The sequence below is a fragment of the Arthrobacter sp. AL12 genome (assembly GCF_029960645.1).
GTDB lineage: Bacteria > Actinomycetota > Actinomycetes > Actinomycetales > Micrococcaceae > Arthrobacter.
In genome coordinates this window covers 548,353-568,311 of sequence record NZ_JASBQY010000001.1, presented here as the reverse complement: position 1 = coordinate 568,311, position 19,959 = coordinate 548,353, and the positions used below count along the sequence as shown (strand labels likewise).

Below are 19,959 nucleotides of genomic sequence, written 5' to 3'. Positions count from 1 at the left end.
ACTCCATCGCCGACGAACTCAACGACCGCCCACGAAAAGTTCTAGGCTTCTACACGCCCCGGGAAGCATTCATCAAGCTACTCAACGACAACGTTGCTTAGACGAGTTGACACCGCCGGCCCCTTGGACGCAGCGTGCCGCAATCCCAACAAGAAGCTGGGTTCCGAACTTTGGGGATGCTGCCCAACCGCGTGGTTCCGCCTGGTCAGTCCACTGTCACGGAACCCCCGGGAAGGGGAGTGCCGGTATCGCCCTGGCTCCGCTTGCCAGGTCTAGGACCGGGCCGGGGTGGGAAGGGTCAGGAGGCAGTCGGGCCGAAAATTGGGCGCGGTGCAGCGTTGGAGGCCGGGGTGGCGGTGAGGTACATCCATCCGCTAGTCAAAGTAATCATTATCCCAACCTCCTTTTCTGTTATGCCGTGGCTCCGGCTGTCTGGCCGGGCGACGAACGCCTCGACCCCGGCAGGACGCTCAGGGGTCAGAAGTAAAAATACACCAGGAATGCAGCGCTTGACTACCGCATTCATAAACTTTCTTGAAGTTATTCTCTAAATCGTGTTTATAGTCCCCAGCGGACCACTGCCGGGGTCTTCTTATCCCAGCCGAGCGTGCAGACTTTGGCGGTTCCCAGGATGAAGTGCCGACCCTCGTGTGGGTCGAGCCCCAGCCACCGGGCGGTGAGGATCCGGGAGAAGTGTCCGTGGGCCACGATCAGGACGTTGTCCAGGCCTGATTCCAGCACCCGCGCCACAATCTTGTCGGCGCGCGCGGCGACGTCGTCGAGGGCTTCGCCGTTCGGCACCCCGTGGGTCCAGATCAGGTATTCCGGGTTGTCCTTGCGGATGAGGTCCGAGCTGATGCCCTCGTAGTCGCCGTAGTCCCACTCGACCGCGAGCGGCTCCAGCTGGGCGTCGGGGAAGCCGGCAAGTTCCGCGGTCCGGCGTGCCCGCCGCAGCGGGGACGTCAGCACCAGGTCGAAGTCGACGGCGTCAAGGACCTTGCGTGCCTCCACGGACTGCTGCTCCCCCTCCACGGTGAGCGGGAGGTCGGTGAGGCCGGTGTACTGGCCGCTCTTGGACCACTCCGTTTCGCCGTGCCGCAGGATCCACAGCTGCGGGCGGGGGGCGTTGGAAGGTGCAATCACTTAGGACTCCTCAGTTGAGAGTGCGACGGCGGACTCGGGCTGCGCAGCCCACCATTCGTGCAGTTTGGCCTCGGCGACGGCGGGTTCCAGCGGGCCGTGCTCCATCCGTTCCTCCAGCAGGAACTTGTAGGCGCGGCCAACGACAGGGCCGGGCTTGAGTCCCAGGAGCTCCATGATGCGCCCTCCGTCGAGGTCCGGGCGGACGGCTTCCAGGGATTCCTGCTCCCGCAGGGCCGCGATCCGGGCCTCGAGATCGTCGTAGGCGAAGGCGAGCCGCTCGGCCTTGCGCTGGTTGCGGGTGGTCACGTCCGAGCGGGTCAGCCGGTGCAGCCGTTCCAGCAGCGGACCGGCGTCGGTGACATAGCGGCGGACGGCCGAATCACTCCAGCCTGCTTCGCCGTAGCCGTAGAAGCGCATATGCAGTTCCACCAGCCTGGCCACGGCCTTGATGGTGTCGTTGTCGAAGCGCAGCGCCTTCATCCGCTTTGTCGTCAGTTTGGAACCGACCATGTCGTGGTGCCGGAAGCTCACCGCGCCGCCCGGTTCGAAGCGGCGCGTGGCGGGCTTGCCGACGTCGTGCATCAGGGCAGCGAACCGCAACACAAAGTCTGGCCCGGGCACCGCGCCGGCGGCATCCGTTTCGAGTGCGGCGGCCTGCTCCAGGACCTGGAGGGAGTGCTGGTAGACGTCCTTGTGCCGGTGGTGCTCATCCGATTCGAGGCGCAGCGCGGAGACCTCGGGCAGCACGAAGTCGGCCAGCCCGGTGTCCACGAGCAGGTCCACCCCGGCCCGGGGGTGCGTCGCGCAAATGAGCTTGACCAGCTCCTCGCGGACCCGTTCCGCGGAGATCATGGTGATCCGCTCCGCCATCTGGGACATCGCGGCGCGGACGTCCTCGTGCACCGTGATCCCCAGCTGCGCCGCGAAGCGGGCGGCGCGCATCATGCGCAGCGGATCGTCGGAGAAGGAGGATTCGGGCGCCCCCGGGGTCGCGAGGACGGAGGCATGGAGGTCGCGGACGCCGCCGAACGGATCGACGAGCTCCAGCGCGGGCAGGCGCAGGGCCATGGCGTTGATCGTGAAGTCCCGGCGCAGCAGGTCATCCGTCAGCGACGTTCCGAACGCCACCGCGGGTTTGCGGGAGTCGGGATCGTACGACTCGGCGCGGTAGGTGGTGATTTCGATCTGGAAGCCTGCCTTGCGCATCCCGATGGTGCCATAGGCGCGCCCGATTTCCCAGTAGTTGTCAGCCCACTTCCTGATCAGGGCAACCGTCTGGTCCGGGGTGGCGTCGGTGGTGAAGTCCAGGTCGGGGGACACCCGGCCCAGGAACAGGTCCCGCACGGGCCCGCCCACAAGGGAGAGTTCGTGGCCGGCGTCAACAAACCGCTGGCCAAGCTCCAGGACCACAGGGTCTACCTGGAAATCGACAGTGTGCGGGTCAGTCTTGTGATGTGCGTGCGCCATAGTTTCTTAAGCTTGTCAGAAATCCCGGCCAGCACCACACCGAATGCTCCCCAAGTCCGGTCGCTGGCACCGAACCTAAGGGACGGAACGGGCGATCCACTTTCCCGGCCGTCCACTTTCCTGCCATGTTTAGGTCATCAAGTGCGGACAAGAGTCGTTAGAGTGGACTTCATGGCCCATCCCGTACCGAGCGCTCCCGGCAGGAGGACAAACGCACCGTTGCCGTCGGCAATCGGTGCCAATGTCGCGCCGGTGCAGCACTCCGGACAGGTTTCCCTCCCTACGGTGGAGGAAATCTCCGCCGGCGGCGTTGTGGTGGACACTTCCGACGGCGAACTCCGGGTTGCGATCATTGCCCGCCTTAACCGCGGCGGGCGGCTGGAATGGTGCCTGCCCAAGGGCCATCCGGAAGGCAAGGAAAGCAACGAGGAAGCCGCCGTGCGGGAGATCGCGGAGGAAACCGGCATCGAGGGCAAGATCCTCGCACCTCTGGGAAGCATCGACTACTGGTTCACGGTCAGCGGACACCGCGTCCACAAGACCGTCCACCACTACCTGCTGCAGGCCACGGGCGGGGAACTGACGATCGAAAACGATCCGGACAAGGAAGCCGTGGACGTCGCCTGGGTCCCCATCCACGAGCTGGCCCGGAAGCTCTCCTTCCCGAACGAACGCCGCATCGCCGACCTCGCCAAAGAAGTCCTGCCGGAACACCGCTAGGCCCCCGCAATCCCCTTAAGGGTCGCGGATAGCGCCGAAAGCCGTGCCCGGGTGAGACGATGAAGACGATGTCATCAGCCAAACCCACCCCCGCGCACTCCGGCCCCGCCGATTCCAAAGCCGTCCAATCCGGAGAAGTCCGTTCCAGCGCCATCATGGCTGCGGGAACGCTCGTCTCGCGTTTCCTGGGCTTCGCCAAGACCTGGATGCTGGCGGCCGCCCTCGGGCTGGGCTCCACAGTCAACGACACGTTCATCAACGCGAACAACCTGCCGAACCTGATCTTCCTGCTGGTGGCAGGCGGCGTCTTCAATGCCGTCCTGGTGCCCCAGATCATCAAGGCCAGCAAGGCTCCGGACAAGGGGGCGGACTACATCAGCCGGCTGCTGACGCTCGCTGTGCTGGTGCTGCTGACGCTCACGCTGGCGGTAACGCTGCTGGCGCCGTGGGTCATTGAGCTGACGACGCAGGGATACTCGCCGGAGCAGAAGGCCCTCGCGGTGTCTTTCGCGTTCCTGTGCCTCCCGCAGATCTTCTTCTACGGCCTCTACGCCCTGCTGACCCAGGTGCTCAATGCCCACGGCGCCTTCGGGCCCGCGATGTGGGCGCCGATCCTGAACAATATTGTCGCGATCGCGGGCCTTGGCATGTTCATCTGGACCTTCGGCGCCAATGCGGCCAATCCCCACACCCTGGACACCTGGGGCTCCACCCAAACCTTCCTGGTCGCGGGATTCTCCACCATCGGTGTCATCGCCCAGACCGCCATCCTGCTGGTCCCGGTCCTCCGGCTCCGGCTCGGGCTGCGGCCGCGTTTCGGCTGGCGCGGGGTCGGACTGGGCCAGGCTGCCAGGCTGAGCGTCTGGACCTTGGCGACGGCCGCCGTCGGGCAGCTGGCCTTCCTCTACGTCATGCGCATCGCCACGATCCCGGGCGCGGAACGGCTCCGGCTGGATCAGGCAGGGGATCCGGCCGCCGACACACTGCCGGGCAACGCCGTACTGGAAGTGGCGAGCCAGCTGTACCTGCTCCCGCACTCGATCATCGCGCTGTCGCTCGCCACCGTGCTGTTCAACCGGATGACCCGGGCCTCGCAGGACGGGGACCACGCCGCGCTGCGCAACGCGCTCTCCCACGGCCTCAGGACCATGGCCGTTGCCACGGTGTTCGGGGCCCTGGCCCTGTTCGCGCTGGCCGGGCCGCTGGGCATGTTCTTCTCCGGCGGGGTGCCCCAGGACGGAGTCATGCTGGCCCAGACGCTGACCATCCTGGCCCTCAGCACACCGTTCATGAGCGCCAACTTCATGATGTCCCGCGTGTTCTACGCCAATGAGGACGCCCGGACACCGTTCTTCATCCAGCTGGTGCTGGCCCTCGTGAACGTGGTTGCCGCCTTCAGCATCCAGTTCCTGCCGTTCGATCAGATCATCTTCGCCATCGCCGTCCTCTACACCGGCGGCAATATTCTGTCCGTGATCGTCAGCGCGATCTTCCTGCGCCGGCTCCTGGGGCACCTGGACGGCCCGCGGATCGCCAACGCCTATATCCGGATGGGCTACGCCGCGCTGGGTTCCGCGCTGGCCGGTGCCGTGGCCTTGTGGCTGATGGGCAGCTACAGCCGGGACGGCTTCGCCTGGAGCACCCCCGCCGCCGCTCTGGTGACGATTGTCGTCGTCGGGCCCGTGATGCTGGCGGCCTATCTGCTCCTGCTGAAGCTCTTCCGGGTGACCGAGCTGAGCGACCTGCTGCAGCCGCTTTTGGGGCGCTTGCGCCGCCGATCGGCTGCGGAGCCCGCTACCGGGACGCTTCCTGGCGGCGCCAGCGCCGCCCATCCGAGGCCAGAACGCGCCACTGTCGCGGTGGACACCGGACTCATTCCAAGGATTTCCGGGGAATTCGACGCCGCCTCCTTCCGAGCCGGTCCCGACCTGTCCGAACAGGACGAGCGTGCCGGGCGCACCGGACCGGAAGGCGGCTACCTCCCCGCCGAGGATCAGCCCAGTACCGCGGAGGGCGGTCTGGGCGGCGATGTCCACCTGCCCGGGCGCAGGACTTACCAGGGCCCTGCGGGGCACAACCCCTATTTCCCGTTCGGCGGCAAGAAGAAAAAATAGTAACCGGCCGGGTCCGTGGCGCTGTGCTTCCGTGGCCGGGACCAGCGCATCGGCTAGGATCGAAGACTAACAAGGGGAGTTGCAGACCAGGGGTCGACCGGCTTTACCGGACGGCCTGCGGTCACTGATGAAGTGATCAGCTCGGCAGCTCCCGACAGTCTAGGAGGAGCCCGTGTCCCACCCGATCGATGTCGGATCAGTACTAGGTGGCCGTTACAAGGTCACAGCCACTGTACTGACCTCACATGACCAGGATCTGGTGCTGGACGGTGTGGACCAGGTACTCAACCGTTCCGTGAGCATCCTTGTGGCCGGCCCCGACAATGCCGATCAGGTGGCCCAAAGCGCCCGCGAAGTCGCCACAGGGGAACGTCCCGGCCACGTACAGATCCTCGATCTGGGGGTCAGTGAGGACACGACCTACCTCATCACCAACCACACCTCGGCGGCTGACCTGCTGGACCTTGTCGTATCGTCCCACCCGCCCTACGTCGAGCCGTTCTTCACGGACACGCTGGGCAGCGAAATCTTCGGTCAGCCCCGCTCCCACGAGCCCGAAACCTACGACGGCCTCTACGACGAGGAAGAGGTGGACGCGGGGTACATCAACTACGGGCACAATCAGAAGCCCGCTGCGCCGGCGCAAAAGGCCAAGCCGGCGGTGCCGCCGGTTTCCCCGGCCCGACCTCCATTGCGTCCGGCCTCATCTCCCCCCGCCGCCGGCCCAGCCGGCGCCGCGGGGCTGGCTGGCGGTGCCGCAACGGGTGAAGCCGCAGCGCCGGCGTCATCCAGTGCGAAGTCCCCGGACACCGCACCCCAGGCGGCCGCCCCGCACGCGACGGCTGCCCAGCCGGTCCAGGGAGGCTCCCCGACACCCGCCGCACGTGACTCCGCGCCGTCAACTCCTGCGGAAAAACCAAAAGTGTCGTTATGGTCAGAGGACGACTATGACCAGCCCGCCCCCGACGCCCGGCGGAGTCCCCAGCAGGGTCAAGAACCGGCGGTTGCCGCTGCGTCCGGGAGTGCCTCCGCGGACCACGCCCCCGGGTTCTTTCCGGGCTCGGCCCCGAGCAGCGACTCCGCGGCAGATGATGAGTACTACGGCAAGGATGAGGAACCCCAGCGCGGACCCCGCTCCATGCGCTGGCTGGTTGGCGGATTGCTGGCCGCGGTCCTCGTCGTCGGCCTGGTTCTGGCCGTGACCAATCTCGGCAGTCTCTTCAAGACCACTCCTGAGCCCATCGCAGGCGGCACTACGTCCGCCAGCGCGCCCGGTCCGGCGTCGGCAAAGCCGTCAGGTACCGCCAGCGCCGCGCCGGCCTCCGGTCCGCCCGTCATCGAGGACGTTACACGGCTGGGCAACTTCGATTTTGCCGCCACCTATGACAGTGACCTGGTCAAGACCTTTGACGGCAATGCCGCGAGCTACTGGTCCGACATGGAATTCGCCACCGACAACTGGGGTGGCCTGACCGCCGAGGTTCCGCTCGTCGTCAAACTCCAGAGCCCTGCCGAGGTCTCCTCGGTGACGCTGAGCCAGCTGGGGGCCTCCGGCGGCAGCATCAGCGTCTTCACCAACGACCAGCCCTCGCTGGACGGCGCCAAGCAGGTGGGCAGTAACAGCTTCACTTCCCCGGCTCTGACGATGCCCCTGCAGGAGCCCACCACCGCCGAGTATGTCATCGTCTCCATCAAGACCCTGCCTAAGCTGGCCGCCCCGAAGACCCGCTACGGGTATGGCCTGCGTCTGGCCGAGATCAAGGTGCAGTAGCAGGGCCCGCGACCACAAGGGTTTCCCGGCGGTGCCCGGTGCCAGAACGGTATCCTGAGAGACGGCGTCCTTCCGTGATGCCCGAGTCCGACCGGAATATTCAGCACCAAGTGTTAGTTGTGCCATGTGGCCGGCCATCCAGGCGGGCGCATCGACAAAGGAAGAGGTTCACCGCTAAGTGAGCAACGCAGAAAACACCGCGTCCGAAGTACGTGATGTCATCATCGTAGGCTCCGGCCCCGCGGGCTACACCGCCGCGGTGTACACGGCGCGCGCCAACCTGAAGCCGCTGCTCCTGGCCGGATCGGTTACCGCCGGCGGCGAGCTGATGAACACGACGGACGTCGAAAACTACCCGGGTTTCCCGGATGGAATCATGGGCCCGGACCTGATGGAAAACTTCGAGAAGCAGGCTGCCCGGTTCGGCACCGAAATCCAGTTCGAGGACGTTACCGAACTGGAACTCGACGGCGACATCAAGACGGTCACCATCGGTTCGGGGGAGACCTTCCGGGCGCGCTCCATCATCCTGTCGACCGGTTCCGCCTACCGTGAGCTCGGGCTGCCGAACGAGAAGCGCCTTTCCGGGCACGGTGTCAGCTGGTGTGCAACCTGCGACGGTTTCTTCTTCAAGGGCCAGGACATTGCCGTGATCGGCGGCGGTGACTCCGCGATGGAAGAAGCACTGTTCCTCACCAAGTTCGCGAAGTCGGTGACCGTCGTCCACCGCCGCGACGCACTGCGTGCCTCCAAGATCATGGCCGACCGCGCCCTGGCCCACGAGAAGATCAGTTTTGTGTGGAACACCGGTGTTGAGGATGTCCTCGGACAGGAGAAGGTCACCGGTCTCCGGTTGAAGAATCTCTTGGACGGAACCGAGACAGAGCTCGCCGTCACGGGCGTCTTTGTGGCGATCGGCAACGATCCACGCACCGATCTCGTCAAGGGAAAGCTGGACCTGACTCCGGAGGGCACAATTGCCGTCGAAGGACGCACCTCGCAGACCAGTATCAAGGGTGTCTTCGCCGCTGGCGACGTCATCGACCCGACGTACCGCCAGGCCATCACGGCCTCGGGGTCCGGCTGTGTAGCCGCCCTCGACGTCGAGCACTACCTCGCAGACCTCCACGCCTAATCGGCGCGCAGCAACCTACCGAAAGAGAGACAGGGCCATGAGCAACGCAAAAGACGTAACAGACGCTAGTTTCGGCACCGACGTATTGGCTTCTTCCAAGCCGGTCATCGTGGACTTCTGGGCCGAATGGTGCGGCCCGTGCCGCAAGCTCGGGCCGATCCTCGACGAAATCTCGGTGGAATACAGCGAGAAGGTGGACGTCGTCAAGGTCAACGTCGACGACAACCCGGCAATCGCCGCCCAGTACGGCATCACCTCCATTCCCGCCGTCTACCTGTTCCAGGACGGGGAAGTGAAGGGCACCGTGATCGGGGCCCGTCCCAAGCAGTTCTTTGAGAAGGAATTCGCGGACGTTTTGTCCTAGGACAGATGCGGTCTGTGGCAGCACAGACCGGGTACCACAGTGGCCCCACTTCCGGCAACGGGAAGGGGGGCCACTTTTTTGTGAACTGATGAGGTGCTGGGCTTTTGTGCAGGTCTGGCCAGGCGCACATCAGCATAGGTGGCAGATAGCAGGCATGTAAAACAACCTTAATACGGCGCTTATGTCGGTAAAATTGCCTGATTCCCATTTGCCGCTTCAAGGCTACCCCCGCCCTGCCCTGGGTAGATGGTCAAGTTGTGCGGGGGATTCGGCGTGAGTCGCCGATGCCAACCAACCACGTTTCACGTGAAACAAGATGCGGCGCAGCCCGACCTGCCTCTACATCTTTGATTGCGCTCCGGTATGGGGGTTGGCGACAGTGACCCTTGTTTCACGTGAAACATCGGCATCGAACCTGTCGCCTGCTGTGCATATCACCGCCTTTGGCGCGAAGCTCCGGGCCTGATCCTCGACCCACACCCACGGCAGCGCCCCGGCCCGCTTTCTCTGTTCCGAGCACCGGGCCCTAGTCCTTCAGGAAACGGGCCGGCGACGTCGCCTACTGCCGACGGCATGCCGTTGCGATGCCGGGAAGGGGGACAGACCATTTCCTTCGGGATTGAGACCCTCACCCGCGGCGGATCCCGGGGTGCAGGGCGCTGCCTACTGTGCGTCACCATTCAATAGGCATCAGTTGTCCCTGGACCGCTAGACAGTATCGGCATATCAGAAAAAGTTGCCCCCAAACAGCAGCGGGATCGCCGGCAGGGCCCGCTGCTGCGCCCCTTGATCCAAACCGGATGGCGCGCGAAGAACGCCGGCTCAGCGCGTGCGCAATGTTTCACGTGAAACGTCCCCTCTCTGCCGAATAACTGGCACAGACTGCGGTTGCCGCGAAGCGTTGCGGAAGGGTTTGGCGCCTCGTGCCAGCGATCCGGGGGTATCAACGCTGTTTCACGTGAAACAATACCTCGCCGCAGGCCCCTAGTTGTCCTCTTTCGGTGCCTCGGAAGCACCACGGCGCTGAGGTCAACTGCCCGACGCATCGGCAGCTCCGTATTTCACGTGAAACATCCTTCAAGCAGGATCGTGCATCGGGCAGCGTTGCGGGGCGTTTCACGAAACGATTCGACGAAGCGGTGAACCCAAAGACCTGCCCAAAGACGCCAAAAGAGGACCAAAGAGACAGCACATGGCATGCCGGCAATTCGATACAGGACTCTCATCTACGAGCGGAACTAGACCCTGCGGCGCAAACCGGTGGATAGCGGATCTTACTTGGCTTGCTTGTGGACCTACCAAGAACCACCCTTGTTGACGGTCAACCCAGCATACGCCGAGGGGAAACCGCGGGTTGTGCACCGCTAAGGGTGCCTAAGCTGGATCACTCGCGTCGGGATGCCTCCATCGGTATTTGGAGCAGTGAATTGGGCGTCTCATGAGCGCGTTTCACGTGAAACATCATCATTCGCATCCACCCAGCGGCAATGCCGGCGCGCTGGGGGAGTTCCCGCTGCAGACGAGGGTCTCCATTGTGGCCTGAACCTGCCCTGGAAGCCACCACGCCGCCTTGTCGCGCCGTGGAGGACACACTATGGCCCTCCACCGCCACCGCGGCGGCAGAGACGTCGAGGCGCACGGGTTTCGAGGCACAACGGTCGTACGAGCGGAGGAGGGTCCGGGCGCCCGGACGCGCAAGACCGGGGTGCACCAAGGACCATCACGGACTTCGTGTCTGTCTGATCTTGCCTTCCCGTTGATGTAGGTAACCAGATAGGCCCCAGGTCTCTAGCTCCAAGACCATATTTCCCGCGGGACCCTGCCAAGCCAAGGGTGTTGTGTCCGCGTTCAGCCGCCGACGACGGCAGGCGGCGGGCGGCAGGTGGTAGGTGGTAGGCCAGTCTTGGATGCCGTACCCGGGAGGGGCAGGTGTGCAAGTCCTAGCCGGCTTCCGATCCCAGGAGGCAAGAACCATACCCGACAATCATCACATCAGCTGGCAAAGCCTCGACTTTTCAACGAGCGTAGAGAGGGGATCTGAGTTCCCAGAGATTACATCGTGCTACACCGAGCGAAGGCACTGCACCGGACCGAGTGCCGCGACCCGCAGCTCCCGCCGTGCGAAGGGAACCACATTCCGTCCAGTGATCTGCCACGTGGGACCAGACATCCCGCCCCTAGAGTGCTCCTTCCTGGGACAACGGGAGGACCGGCCGCAGCCGGCCCGGCTGCTGAAGCCGTTTCCCTGCACGAAAGCAGATGCTGTAGCAAGTGATCTTCGGGTAGGAGCCCAGGACTCGAACCCGTGGCTTCTCCAGGATCGACTCTCCCGACACAGGGTGGTATTCCGAGCCGACCAGAATCTTGCCTACGCCTAGCGTCGGCTCTTAGAAGCCTGCACGAACCGTCTCTTGACGTCCCAGCAGACGGAGAGCTCAGCCAGAGGGCTTTGAGTCCTCGCAGGCAACTCCGCAAGGGGTGGGCAGCCATAGTGCAGAGAGTGGCGTTGTTCAGCTGCCCTCCCGCGGCTGGAGCCGAGATGCAAGGGTGGGCCGTCGCCGGGTGGTACAGGTGGACAGTCCTCCGTTGCTTTGTTTCTGTAAACGGAGGGCCGGACGTTTGCTGCAGCTGGCCCGGGGGATCTCCGATGGACACTACCCACAGGTTTTTCCACAGATGTTATGCACATAGTTATCCACAGACCATGAGGGATTTATCACAGCCCCGTGCAGCGGTCCTGCACCCGGACGGGAGAGTCAGTCCATCTCCCACATCAGGACGCTGGGGAGCAGCGCTGCCAGCGGCCGGTGATCCTCAACTGCAGACACAACCGCGACCTGGATCAACCGGACGAATGCTGCATGAATCACCGAAAAATTAACCACCAGCAGGGGATTTAGAGAACGCGGCCGTGCGTGAATCAGCTCACGGTTCAGCTCGCGGCATTGTTTCACGTGAAACAGGTCAAGTGTCCTTCGTCGAACAGGTGGCTCCGCTGTTCACGCGGCGTCCACTGGCCCAGTGCCAGGGCATTCGTTCCAACCCGTTGGTCGAACCAATCCACAAAGTTATCCACAGCAATATCCACCGCCATTTCCAACGGTTTATCCACCGATTCCCCGATTCTTGAAGGCGCCTCATTGGGTCGGGGCACGGCGGGCTCACCACCCACCGACATCATTTGCACCGTTCTTCGACCTCCCAGAACTTCTGCCCGCCGCGATCAGGACGATGTCCCGCTGTCCCCTGCGGAGGGGGGCCGGCTGGGAACCAGACGGTTCCCGAACAGAATCCGAGTGGCCTCCTAACAAGCTGCCCCCTTCCTCAAGGGACAGCAGCGGCAGCACCTCCGTTGCGCAGCCTTCGAATCGGGCCCCACCCTGCGGCTGGCCGGAACTCCCGCGATCTTCATGATCGTCCCGGTCCGTCGTTTGCTGCCACTGTGGGGCCCTGGAGGGCTCTCCAAGCTCCAACAAGCCCCATGCTGATTCTCAGATCCACGGCTTAGCGACCAACGGCGCCCAGGGGCCCCTGATGCCCTCGGAGCCCTGTTGGACGTCAGCGGGCCGGACAGCGGCCGTGGCATCAACAAGGCGGCCAGCGGTCGCTCCTGCGGTGACTCTACTTCCGCTTTACAGCACTCCAGCGGTGCCGTGGCAGTCCATGACATGGCATGCAGTGCCGGCGACCGGAGCCCGGCAGCGCTGAGCAGACAGATGAATGCGGGTCCCTGGAAGGTGGGTAGAGGGAAAAACTCTTGCGCCGGGGAACCAAGAGCTCGAGAAGTAGCCGACTGTTCTCGGCCCACATAAGGGGCTCCGGGCTCCCTCGGATCCTTTCCGGGGAGTCAGTGTCTGTATCCGCGACATTCAGGCGTAGGAGCCGTTCCAAGCTGCGCTGGCAGCCGCTGGGTGGCCGCGCCGGCCCCGGTCGCGCCTGAGTCGGACCCGACTGGAGCGCCGTCCAGGAGCGCTAGGGCCGCCGGTACCTGCTCCTATCGAAGGCCAACATCACTGGATGTTTCACGTGAAACCCACCGTACCCACGTACCCACGTACCCACGTACCCACGTACCCACACCCTTGAACACACCTCGTTCCCGTTCTCTAGATCGAGCGCCAAACTCACCCTTAACCTACGAAGGTGTACGCGCCCGGCGGGGCTTGCCGACCGCACCATGGCGAGTTTGGCTCCACTCCCGGAAACGAGGAAGGTTCTTGGCCGTCTACGAACCGCCACTCTGTCTCCGTCGGCCAGACTCGGTGCTGTGATTGTTGTCTGCCCCCTCGGTGACGTCTCACTTCACTACGGCCTTCCAGGCGCCGGGCCCCAATTCCAACGACCGGTCGGGTGCCGCTTTGTTTCACGTGAAACAAAGCGGATACCCGTCCAGCCTAAACAACCGCCTCGAGGGTGACAAAGAGGAAGACTGGGAAACTCTCGTACTCAATGACAAGGCAGTAGGGGACTGGAGACCAAACTGGGGGGCTCATCGAGTGTTGCGACAGCCCCGGCAACCATCTAGTGGCCCGTCTATGTTGCCATCCTGCAGCGATGCCCACCGTTCTCTCACAATTGGCCGGTATATACGCACGTCCGCCCATGCGGTGCAAGGAACAAATACCGCTAGGGATCAATTTGTGTGCCAGGAAGCGCCCTGGTAGGAACCTGTTGGAGGTGCTGCTCATGCTCCTGCCTGTCAATTCCCCCGAAATAGGCAGGGGTTCATCCAATTCCATGCCCGACACCGGGCTGAACCCGCCAGCCGAATTGCACGTCATGTTCCGAAGGATACCGATCCGGAACGCACTCACCACCTGCGGAGTTTCCCTTGCCGGCTCCGGAGAGGTGGAAACTCCCGCGAAGCGTGTCTTCGCCAAGTCGGTGGGTCCCTTCTTGTTTCACGTGAAACAAGAGGATCCCTGTTCCTCCTGAGTGGACCAGATTAAGGGATCAGTGACGGACCAACGGTTCGTAGCCTGCGGTGATGCATACCCTTGCATAACAACCTGGGATGCAGTCTGCCGCCACCGACCCCCGGTTGGCAGGAATCCCTCAAGCTGGCAGTCCGGCTACCTTGGCACGATCGGGCATGCAGCGTGGACGAAAACGGCGCCTCACGGCAGCGGACATAACCCAGCCAACAACAAAGGGACCTGTTTCACGTGAAACAGGTCCCTTCGACGATGTGGTGGGTCAGCTGGAGGCTCCCGGCGACAAGACATCCATGATCCGGTTAAGGTCCTCCACGCTCGCGAACTCGATGCTGACTCGCCCCTTGCGTGCACCGAGGGAGATCTTTACGTTGGTGTCGAGCCGGTCCGAGAGCGAAGAGGCCAGGTAGTCCAGTCGCTCGTGCCGGGCCCCGGGACGCGGAATGTTGTTTTTCGGCGTCCCCGACGGATTTTGGTAGAGCGTCACGGCCTCTTCGGTCGCGCGGACCGACATGCCTTCGGCCACGATTTTCTGCGCCAGGCGTTCCATGGCGGCAGCATCCGGGAGTGCCAGGAGTGCGCGGGCGTGTCCGGCAGAGATCACACTGGCGGCCACACGGCGCTGGACCAGCGGCGGCAGCTTCAGCAGCCGGAGCGTATTGGACACCTGGGGGCGTGAACGACCGATTCGGTCGGCCAGTTGTTCGTGGGTGGTGCCGAAGTCCTCCAGGAGCTGCTGGTATGCGGCGGCCTCTTCGAGGGGGTTCAGCTGGCTCCGGTGCAGGTTCTCCAGAAGGGCATCACGGAGGAGGTCGTCATCGGTCGTGTCTCGGACGATGGCGGGGATGGTTTCAAGTCCCGCGGCCTGTACTGCCCGCCAGCGACGCTCGCCCATGACGAGCTCGTAGGGTTCTCCACCTTCTTCAGTTGAAGTGCGGACAACAATTGGCTGGAGGACACCGATTTCACGAACCGAGTGAACCAGCTCCGCCATGTCGTCCTCATCGAAGACTGAGCGCGGCTGCTTGCGGTTGGGGTGGATGTCGGTGACCGCGATTTCGGCAAAGCGGACGCCGGGTACCTCGACGAGGTCGACACCCCGATCCTCCGTCGAGGGAACCGGCACGCCGGCTGCCGCCTTCTGTGCGGCAGGCGTAGCTGATGCTCCCGCCGGCGTCTTACCCTTGGCCGCAGATGTCTTCCGTACCGTTGTCTCTTCTGCCTCGGGTACAGTCTTCGCGTCCGGCCCGTTGGAGGAGGGCCCCTCCGGTGCCGGCGTAGATGCGGGCGACTGCGGCTTTGCAGTTTCTTCCCCCTCGGGGACTCTGGCGTGTTCCACCGTGGCCGCGGCCTCTGCTGCCGGTGTCCGCTTTCGGGCCTCCGGAAAGAACAGATCCACGGGACGGGACGGCGCTGAACCGTTGCCGGCAGCCGCAGCGGAACTTGGAATGAGTGCCCCAAGTCCACGGCCGAGGCCGCGTCGCTTATCGCTCATGGATAAATCCCTCCATTGGAAGAGCCTGGCAGCACCGGGCTCTAGCTAGTGCAATTCTCGAAAAGATTCTAACGTTCCGCGATTTCGGCTGCGGCTTCCAGATAGGACAGGGCACCGCTGGATGAGGGATCGTAAGTCATCACGGTCTGCTGGTAGCTAGGAGCTTCGGAAATGCGCACCGAACGGGGGACGACGGCGCCGAGGACCTGCTCGGGGAAGTGTTCCCGTACCTCTGCTGCCACCTGGGCAGCAAGGTTGGTGCGGCCGTCGTACATGGTCAAGAGAATTGTGGAAACTACCAGATCCGCATTCAAGTGCTTCTGGATCATTTCGATGTTCTTCAGCAGCTGGCTCAGGCCCTCAAGGGCGTAGTACTCGCACTGGATCGGGATGAGCACCTCGCTGGCTGCACAGAAGGCGTTGACGGTCAGCAGCCCCAAGCTGGGCGGGCAGTCGATGAAGATGTAGTCAAGCCGCTCCTCACCGTTCTTCGCCCGCTCCGTGGCGTACACGTCAATCGCACGGCGGAGGCGCTGCTCGCGGGCAACGAGGCTGACCAGCTCGATCTCGGCGCCGGCGAGGTGGATGGTGGCAGGTGCGCAGATCAGCTTGGCGATGTCCGGGCAGGGTGCCACAACGTCCCGCAACGGGATGTCGTTGATGAGCACGTCGTAAATGCTGTCAACGTCGGCGTGGTGTTCAATTCCGAGGGCAGTCGACGCGTTGCCCTGCGGATCGATGTCGATGACCAGCACATTCAAGCCTGCAGCTGCCAGGGCGGCGGCAATGTTGACCGTGGTGGTCGTTTTGCCGACTCCGCCCTTCTGGTTGGAGACGGTGAAGATCCGGGTCTTCTCCGGCTTCGGAAGTTCGCGACCCAGAAGGCGTTCCCGGCGTTTGTTTTCACGGGCGAGCTCGCGGGCGATGGGGCTGGAATCGTCGATGGACTCCAGTACATTCGCGGGAGAGGCAACAGATGTTTCACGTGAAACGCCCGCCATGCCAGTGTTCTTCGCAACCGATACCGTGCGATTTCCGGTGTAAGCGGGAGCAACCGCGGGCGCAGCGAAAGCCCGTGCGGACCCCAGGGACACAAACGGGGGAATCCGTCGTGTGGAGGCTTCGCTACTGGTCACTGTGACACACTCACTCTCGTTCGGCTCTTTCTGCCGGTTACTAGCCTAACCTCTTACCCTTGGCGTCCAAGGGCAACGGGCTGAGGCTAGGCAATCTTTTGAGGCTTATTCACAACGATTCGGACAACAGTTGTGGGTTCTTCGAGGAGGTCCTCACCCACCAGTACAACGGAAGTCTGCTTACCGCCAAGCTTCCGGATCACCTTTGCGGCTTTTTCGATTTCCTCGCCGGCGCTGCGCCCTTTGATCGCGATAACTTCACCTTTGCCCGCCAGCAGAGGAATAGTCAGTCCTGCGAGATTGGAGAGGGCGGAAACGGCGCGTGCCGTGACAACATCGGCGTTCACCTTACCAACCGCCAGCTCGGCGCGGGTGCGCATGATGGTGACGTTGTCGAGTCCGAGGTCGTCCACGACTTCCTGGAGCCAGATAACACGGCGTTCGAGGGGTTCGATCAGGGTCAGTTCCAGATCCGGCCGGGCAATGGCCAGGCACAACCCGGGAAGGCCGGCTCCGCTGCCGACGTCGGCCACATGGCTTCCCTGGGCAATCTGGCTCTCGATGACGGCACAATTCAGCACGTGCCGGCTCCACAGCCGGGGCACTTCGCGGGGCCCGATCAGGCCCCGTTCCGTTCCGGATGTGGCCAGGTGTTCCACATAGCGCTTGGCCAGGTCCAGCCGATCCCCAAAGATCTTCTCGGCTGCCTGCAGTTCGGCGGGGGTAATTTCAACCATCAAGCTATCCGCGGTTTCACTCTGCGGAAACGACGATGTGGCGGTCGGCGCCTTCGCCTTCGGACTCGCTGATGAGCCCCAAATCGGCAACGGCATCGTGCACGATTTTCCGTTCGTAGGCGCTCATCGGCTCCAGAGCCACGGTCTCGCCGGATTCCTTCACGGAAGTGACGGCATCCTCCGCAATCTTCTGCAGCTCGCCGGCCCGCTCGGAGCGGTAGCCGCTGATATCCAGCACCAGCCGGGAACGGTTTTCCGTCGCGGAAAGCACAGCAAGCCGGGTCAGTTCCTGCAGGGCCTCGAGGACTTCGCCGTCCTTGCCTATGAGGCTGTCAAGGCCCGCTGACTCTTCCTCAGCGACGATCGAGATGTACGTGCGGCCGTTGCGTACTTCAATGTCAATGTCGCCGTCGATATCGGCAATGTCCAGCAGTTCCTCAAGGTAGTCCGCTGCGACGTCGCCTTCTTCTTCCAGACGGCTGGCGGAGGTGCCCTCGCCCTCGGAACCCTCAGACCCTCCAGCGCCGGCGTCCGAGTCAACGTTCTGCTCGTTATCCTGGACCGCACTCAGGGCGTCGTCCTGCGCTTCGATGGCTTCCGTGGAAATAGCGTGTTCGGTGCTCTCGGCGGACATTATTTCCTCTTCCTGTTCTTGCGTTGTGGCTGGACGCGCTGGCTCTTGGCCAACAGGGCCGCGGCGGCGGCGGCCTCAGCGGCCTCGGCCTCTGCTTTTTTGGCGCCCGACAGGGGCAGCGCCGGCAGACCCTTGGCGGCACGGCGTTCGGCCAGGGCCTTCGCGGCGGGGGATCCCGGCGTCGGCATGCGGCGGATCACGAAGAACTGCTGCGCCATGGTCCAGAGGTTGGTGGTGGTCCAGTAGATCAGGACGCCGATGGGGAAGTTGATGCCGCCCACGCCGAAGACGACCGGCAGGATGTAGAGCATCATCTTCTGCTGTTTCATGAACGGGCTGGCCATCGCCTCTTCGGACATGTTCTTGGCCATGATCTGCTTCTGCGTGATGAACTGCGAGGCCGTCATGGCCAGGATCATCACGATCGAGAGGATCCACACCGAAACCTCGTTGCCGCCGGGAGGGGTGCCGTGCAGCAGCGTGGCGGATAGTGGGGCACCGAAAATGCTGGACTCATCGAACTGAACCACCTGCTCGTGGCTCATGGCGCCGATGCCCTTGCCGCTGTTGGCCGCCGTCGTAATGCCGGAGAGCACGGTGAAGAGGGCAAAGAAGAACGGCATCTGGATCAGCATGGGCAGGCACGCCGAGAACGGGTTGGTGCCGTGCTTTTTGTACATGGCCATCTGTTCCTGGGCCATGGCCTGTCGGGACAGCTGGTCGGTCTTGCCCTTGTATTTGTCCTGCAGCTTCTTCAGATCCGGCTGCAGCAGCTGCATGCCGCGCTGGGCCTTGATCTGCTTGACGAAAACGGGAATCAGGGCGGCCCGGATCACCAGCACCAGCCCGATGATGGACAGCGTCCACGTCCAGCCGTTGGCCGCGGGCATGCCGAGGGAGCTCAGTCCATCGTGGAAGACCACCATGATGGCGGACACAAGCCACTTGAACGGAAACATGATTGTTTCAAAGAAATCCATACGATATCCCTATTCGTTAGGCCGCAGAGCGGCCTTCTCCATCAGTCTGAGCAGCCAGGTACTTGTCCGGATTGTTCAGCACAACAATTGTGGGGGTTCGGCCTGCGGGCCACTCGCAGTTACCGGCGGGGACATGGTCCACACCGCCGGCATTCCAGGGATGGCAGCGCACCAGACGCTTGGCCGCCAGCCAGCTTCCCTTGGCCGCACCGTGGACCGTGATCGCCTCAAGGGCGTAGGCCGAGCAGCTGGGGAAGAAGCGGCAAACCTGGCCGTACAGCGGTGAGATCACCTTGCGGTACGCCAGGAGCAACAGGATGAGGATATTGCGGGGCAAGTTCCAGACTGCCCGGCCAAGCCATACTGCTGCGGATTTTGCAGGAGGGACGACGGCGGCAGTTGAGTTATGCACGCGGGGTCCCTTCCTGTGTTGTCTCGTAAGAAACTGAAGAAGCAGCCTTCGGAAGGCGGCCGCCCAGCCGTTTCATGTTGCTTTCCAAGGCGGCGTCATAGTCTGACCGAAGCTGCTCGAAGCTGGCACCCGCCGCGGCGGGCAGGGCCCGGACCACGATCGCGAACCCGCTGCCGTGCTGCCGCAACGACAAGGCGCCGACTTCTCTCAGTCTCCTCTTAACGAGGTTCCTGACAACAGCGTTCCCGACACTCTTGGAAACGATGAATCCGATCCGGCTTGGTTCATCGGCAGCGAGAGCTGCCGTATATAACACTACGTTCCGGCGTCCATTGCGGACACCGGAACGTACGGTTGTTGAAAAATCGGTTGATGTCCTCAGACGGTTGCGGGTGGCCAGCACCTTTACACTCGCACAGGGATGTGGACCGACGAGTCAGTTATTTAGGCCGACAGCTCGATGCGACCCTTGCCACGACGGGCTGCCAGGATGGCACGGCCGGCACGGGTACGCATACGAAGGCGGAAGCCGTGCTTCTTGGCTCGACGGCGGTTATTCGGCTGAAAAGTCCGCTTGCTCACGTTAGTTACTCCAGTGGGATCAAAGGTGCGCCCACCCGATCAAGGGGAAGAACTGGTCGACGCTAAGTTTTGTATGTGCCGCTTCCCTCGACTCACAAGACGCTGGGCGTCGGGTGAGATTCAAATGAGGCGAAAAGCGTACACATGGGACTTCACAACGTTAGGGCTTGCCGCCCTCCCGAGTCAAACCGGGGGGCGCGCCGCGCATTTTCCACAGTTGTGGCTAAGTGCCGCTCCGGCCTGTGGATGAAGCGCATCACGCACCCCGTTTTCGAACTACAACGGTGTGATTATCCACAGGACAGATCCCAGCTATCTTCTGGCCTTTTGATCCC

At 63.2% G+C, this 19,959-nt stretch carries 16 protein-coding genes; 5 read left to right on the top strand and 11 right to left on the bottom strand.

Annotated elements, in window-relative coordinates; genetic code table 11:
• Positions 1 to 558: 558 nt before the first annotated feature.
• A complete protein-coding gene (locus tag QK291_RS02710; protein ID WP_282378878.1) occupies positions 559 to 1,143 on the bottom strand; it encodes a histidine phosphatase family protein in 585 nt (194 codons plus the stop codon).
• Positions 1,144 to 2,610, bottom strand: a complete 1,467-nt coding sequence (locus tag QK291_RS02705; protein WP_282378876.1) for a CCA tRNA nucleotidyltransferase — start codon at positions 2,608 to 2,610, stop codon at positions 1,144 to 1,146.
• A 219-nt stretch (positions 2,611 to 2,829) separates the two neighbouring features.
• On the opposite strand from QK291_RS02705, the gene QK291_RS02700 reads away from it, so the two are divergent.
• The 5 genes from QK291_RS02700 (at position 2,830) to trxA (ending at position 8,714) form a co-directional block, all read left to right on the top strand.
• Positions 2,830 to 3,330 (top strand): NUDIX hydrolase, encoded by a 501-nt coding sequence (locus tag QK291_RS02700; RefSeq protein WP_282378959.1) that lies wholly within the window; start codon positions 2,830 to 2,832, stop codon positions 3,328 to 3,330.
• A gap of 59 nt (positions 3,331 to 3,389) precedes the next feature.
• The gene (murJ, locus tag QK291_RS02695) at positions 3,390 to 5,444 is read left to right on the top strand and encodes a murein biosynthesis integral membrane protein MurJ (RefSeq protein WP_282378874.1); all 2,055 of its coding nucleotides are present in this window, start codon (positions 3,390 to 3,392) and stop codon (positions 5,442 to 5,444) included.
• A gap of 172 nt (positions 5,445 to 5,616) precedes the next feature.
• Complete coding sequence (locus QK291_RS02690; protein ID WP_282378871.1) at positions 5,617 to 7,215, top strand: ABC transporter substrate-binding protein; 1,599 nt, start codon at positions 5,617 to 5,619, stop codon at positions 7,213 to 7,215.
• 178 nt (positions 7,216 to 7,393) lie between these two features.
• Positions 7,394 to 8,350 (top strand): thioredoxin-disulfide reductase, encoded by a 957-nt coding sequence (gene trxB / locus QK291_RS02685; protein ID WP_282378869.1) that lies wholly within the window; start codon positions 7,394 to 7,396, stop codon positions 8,348 to 8,350.
• A gap of 37 nt (positions 8,351 to 8,387) precedes the next feature.
• A complete protein-coding gene (gene trxA, locus QK291_RS02680) occupies positions 8,388 to 8,714 on the top strand; it encodes a thioredoxin (RefSeq protein ID WP_282378867.1) in 327 nt (108 codons plus the stop codon).
• A 2,950-nt stretch (positions 8,715 to 11,664) separates the two neighbouring features.
• Here trxA and QK291_RS02675 read toward each other — a convergent pair.
• From QK291_RS02675 to rpmH, 9 genes are all read right to left on the bottom strand, one after another.
• Complete coding sequence (locus tag QK291_RS02675; protein WP_282378864.1) at positions 11,665 to 11,826, bottom strand: hypothetical protein; 162 nt, start codon at positions 11,824 to 11,826, stop codon at positions 11,665 to 11,667.
• A gap of 2,084 nt (positions 11,827 to 13,910) precedes the next feature.
• Positions 13,911 to 15,143: a ParB/RepB/Spo0J family partition protein gene (locus QK291_RS02670; RefSeq protein ID WP_282378861.1), complete on the bottom strand. Its 1,233-nt coding sequence runs from the start codon at positions 15,141 to 15,143 to the stop codon at positions 13,911 to 13,913.
• Positions 15,144 to 15,211: 68 nt separating this feature from the next.
• Entirely contained in the window at positions 15,212 to 16,279 is a 1,068-nt protein-coding gene (locus QK291_RS02665) for an AAA family ATPase (protein ID WP_282378858.1), read from the bottom strand.
• Between the two features lie 86 nt (positions 16,280 to 16,365).
• Positions 16,366 to 17,016 (bottom strand): 16S rRNA (guanine(527)-N(7))-methyltransferase RsmG, encoded by a 651-nt coding sequence (rsmG, locus tag QK291_RS02660; RefSeq protein ID WP_282378855.1) that lies wholly within the window; start codon positions 17,014 to 17,016, stop codon positions 16,366 to 16,368.
• A gap of 16 nt (positions 17,017 to 17,032) precedes the next feature.
• Positions 17,033 to 17,650 carry a R3H domain-containing nucleic acid-binding protein gene (locus QK291_RS02655; protein ID WP_282378853.1) on the bottom strand — a complete coding sequence of 206 codons (618 nt, stop codon included), beginning with the start codon at positions 17,648 to 17,650 and terminating at the stop codon, positions 17,033 to 17,035.
• Positions 17,650 to 18,630 (bottom strand): membrane protein insertase YidC, encoded by a 981-nt coding sequence (gene yidC / locus QK291_RS02650; protein ID WP_282378850.1) that lies wholly within the window; start codon positions 18,628 to 18,630, stop codon positions 17,650 to 17,652. Before yidC ends, QK291_RS02655 begins: the two co-directional genes overlap by 1 nt.
• Before the next feature lie 16 nt (positions 18,631 to 18,646).
• On the bottom strand, positions 18,647 to 19,042 hold the full coding sequence (gene yidD, locus QK291_RS02645; protein WP_282378847.1) for a membrane protein insertion efficiency factor YidD: 396 nt from the start codon (positions 19,040 to 19,042) through the stop codon (positions 18,647 to 18,649).
• Positions 19,035 to 19,445: a ribonuclease P protein component gene (gene rnpA, locus QK291_RS02640; RefSeq protein WP_282378844.1), complete on the bottom strand. Its 411-nt coding sequence runs from the start codon at positions 19,443 to 19,445 to the stop codon at positions 19,035 to 19,037. Before rnpA ends, yidD begins: the two co-directional genes overlap by 8 nt.
• A 41-nt stretch (positions 19,446 to 19,486) precedes the next feature.
• Complete coding sequence (gene rpmH, locus QK291_RS02635; protein WP_062008104.1) at positions 19,487 to 19,624, bottom strand: 50S ribosomal protein L34; 138 nt, start codon at positions 19,622 to 19,624, stop codon at positions 19,487 to 19,489.
• Positions 19,625 to 19,959 lie beyond the last annotated feature (335 nt).

What these genes read in the sequence shown, in the direction of transcription:
- QK291_RS02705 (WP_282378876.1), bottom strand. Translation starts at nt 2,610, where the DNA reads ATGGCGCACGCACATCACAAGACTGACCCGCACACTGTCGATTTCCAG.
- murJ (WP_282378874.1), top strand. Translation starts at nt 3,390, where the DNA reads ATGAAGACGATGTCATCAGCCAAACCCACCCCCGCGCACTCCGGCCCC.
- trxA (WP_282378867.1), top strand. Translation starts at nt 8,388, where the DNA reads ATGAGCAACGCAAAAGACGTAACAGACGCTAGTTTCGGCACCGACGTA.
- QK291_RS02670 (WP_282378861.1), bottom strand. Translation starts at nt 15,143, where the DNA reads ATGAGCGATAAGCGACGCGGCCTCGGCCGTGGACTTGGGGCACTCATT.
- rsmG (WP_282378855.1), bottom strand. Translation starts at nt 17,016, where the DNA reads ATGGTTGAAATTACCCCCGCCGAACTGCAGGCAGCCGAGAAGATCTTT.
- QK291_RS02655 (WP_282378853.1), bottom strand. Translation starts at nt 17,650, where the DNA reads ATGTCCGCCGAGAGCACCGAACACGCTATTTCCACGGAAGCCATCGAA.
- yidC (WP_282378850.1), bottom strand. Translation starts at nt 18,630, where the DNA reads ATGGATTTCTTTGAAACAATCATGTTTCCGTTCAAGTGGCTTGTGTCC.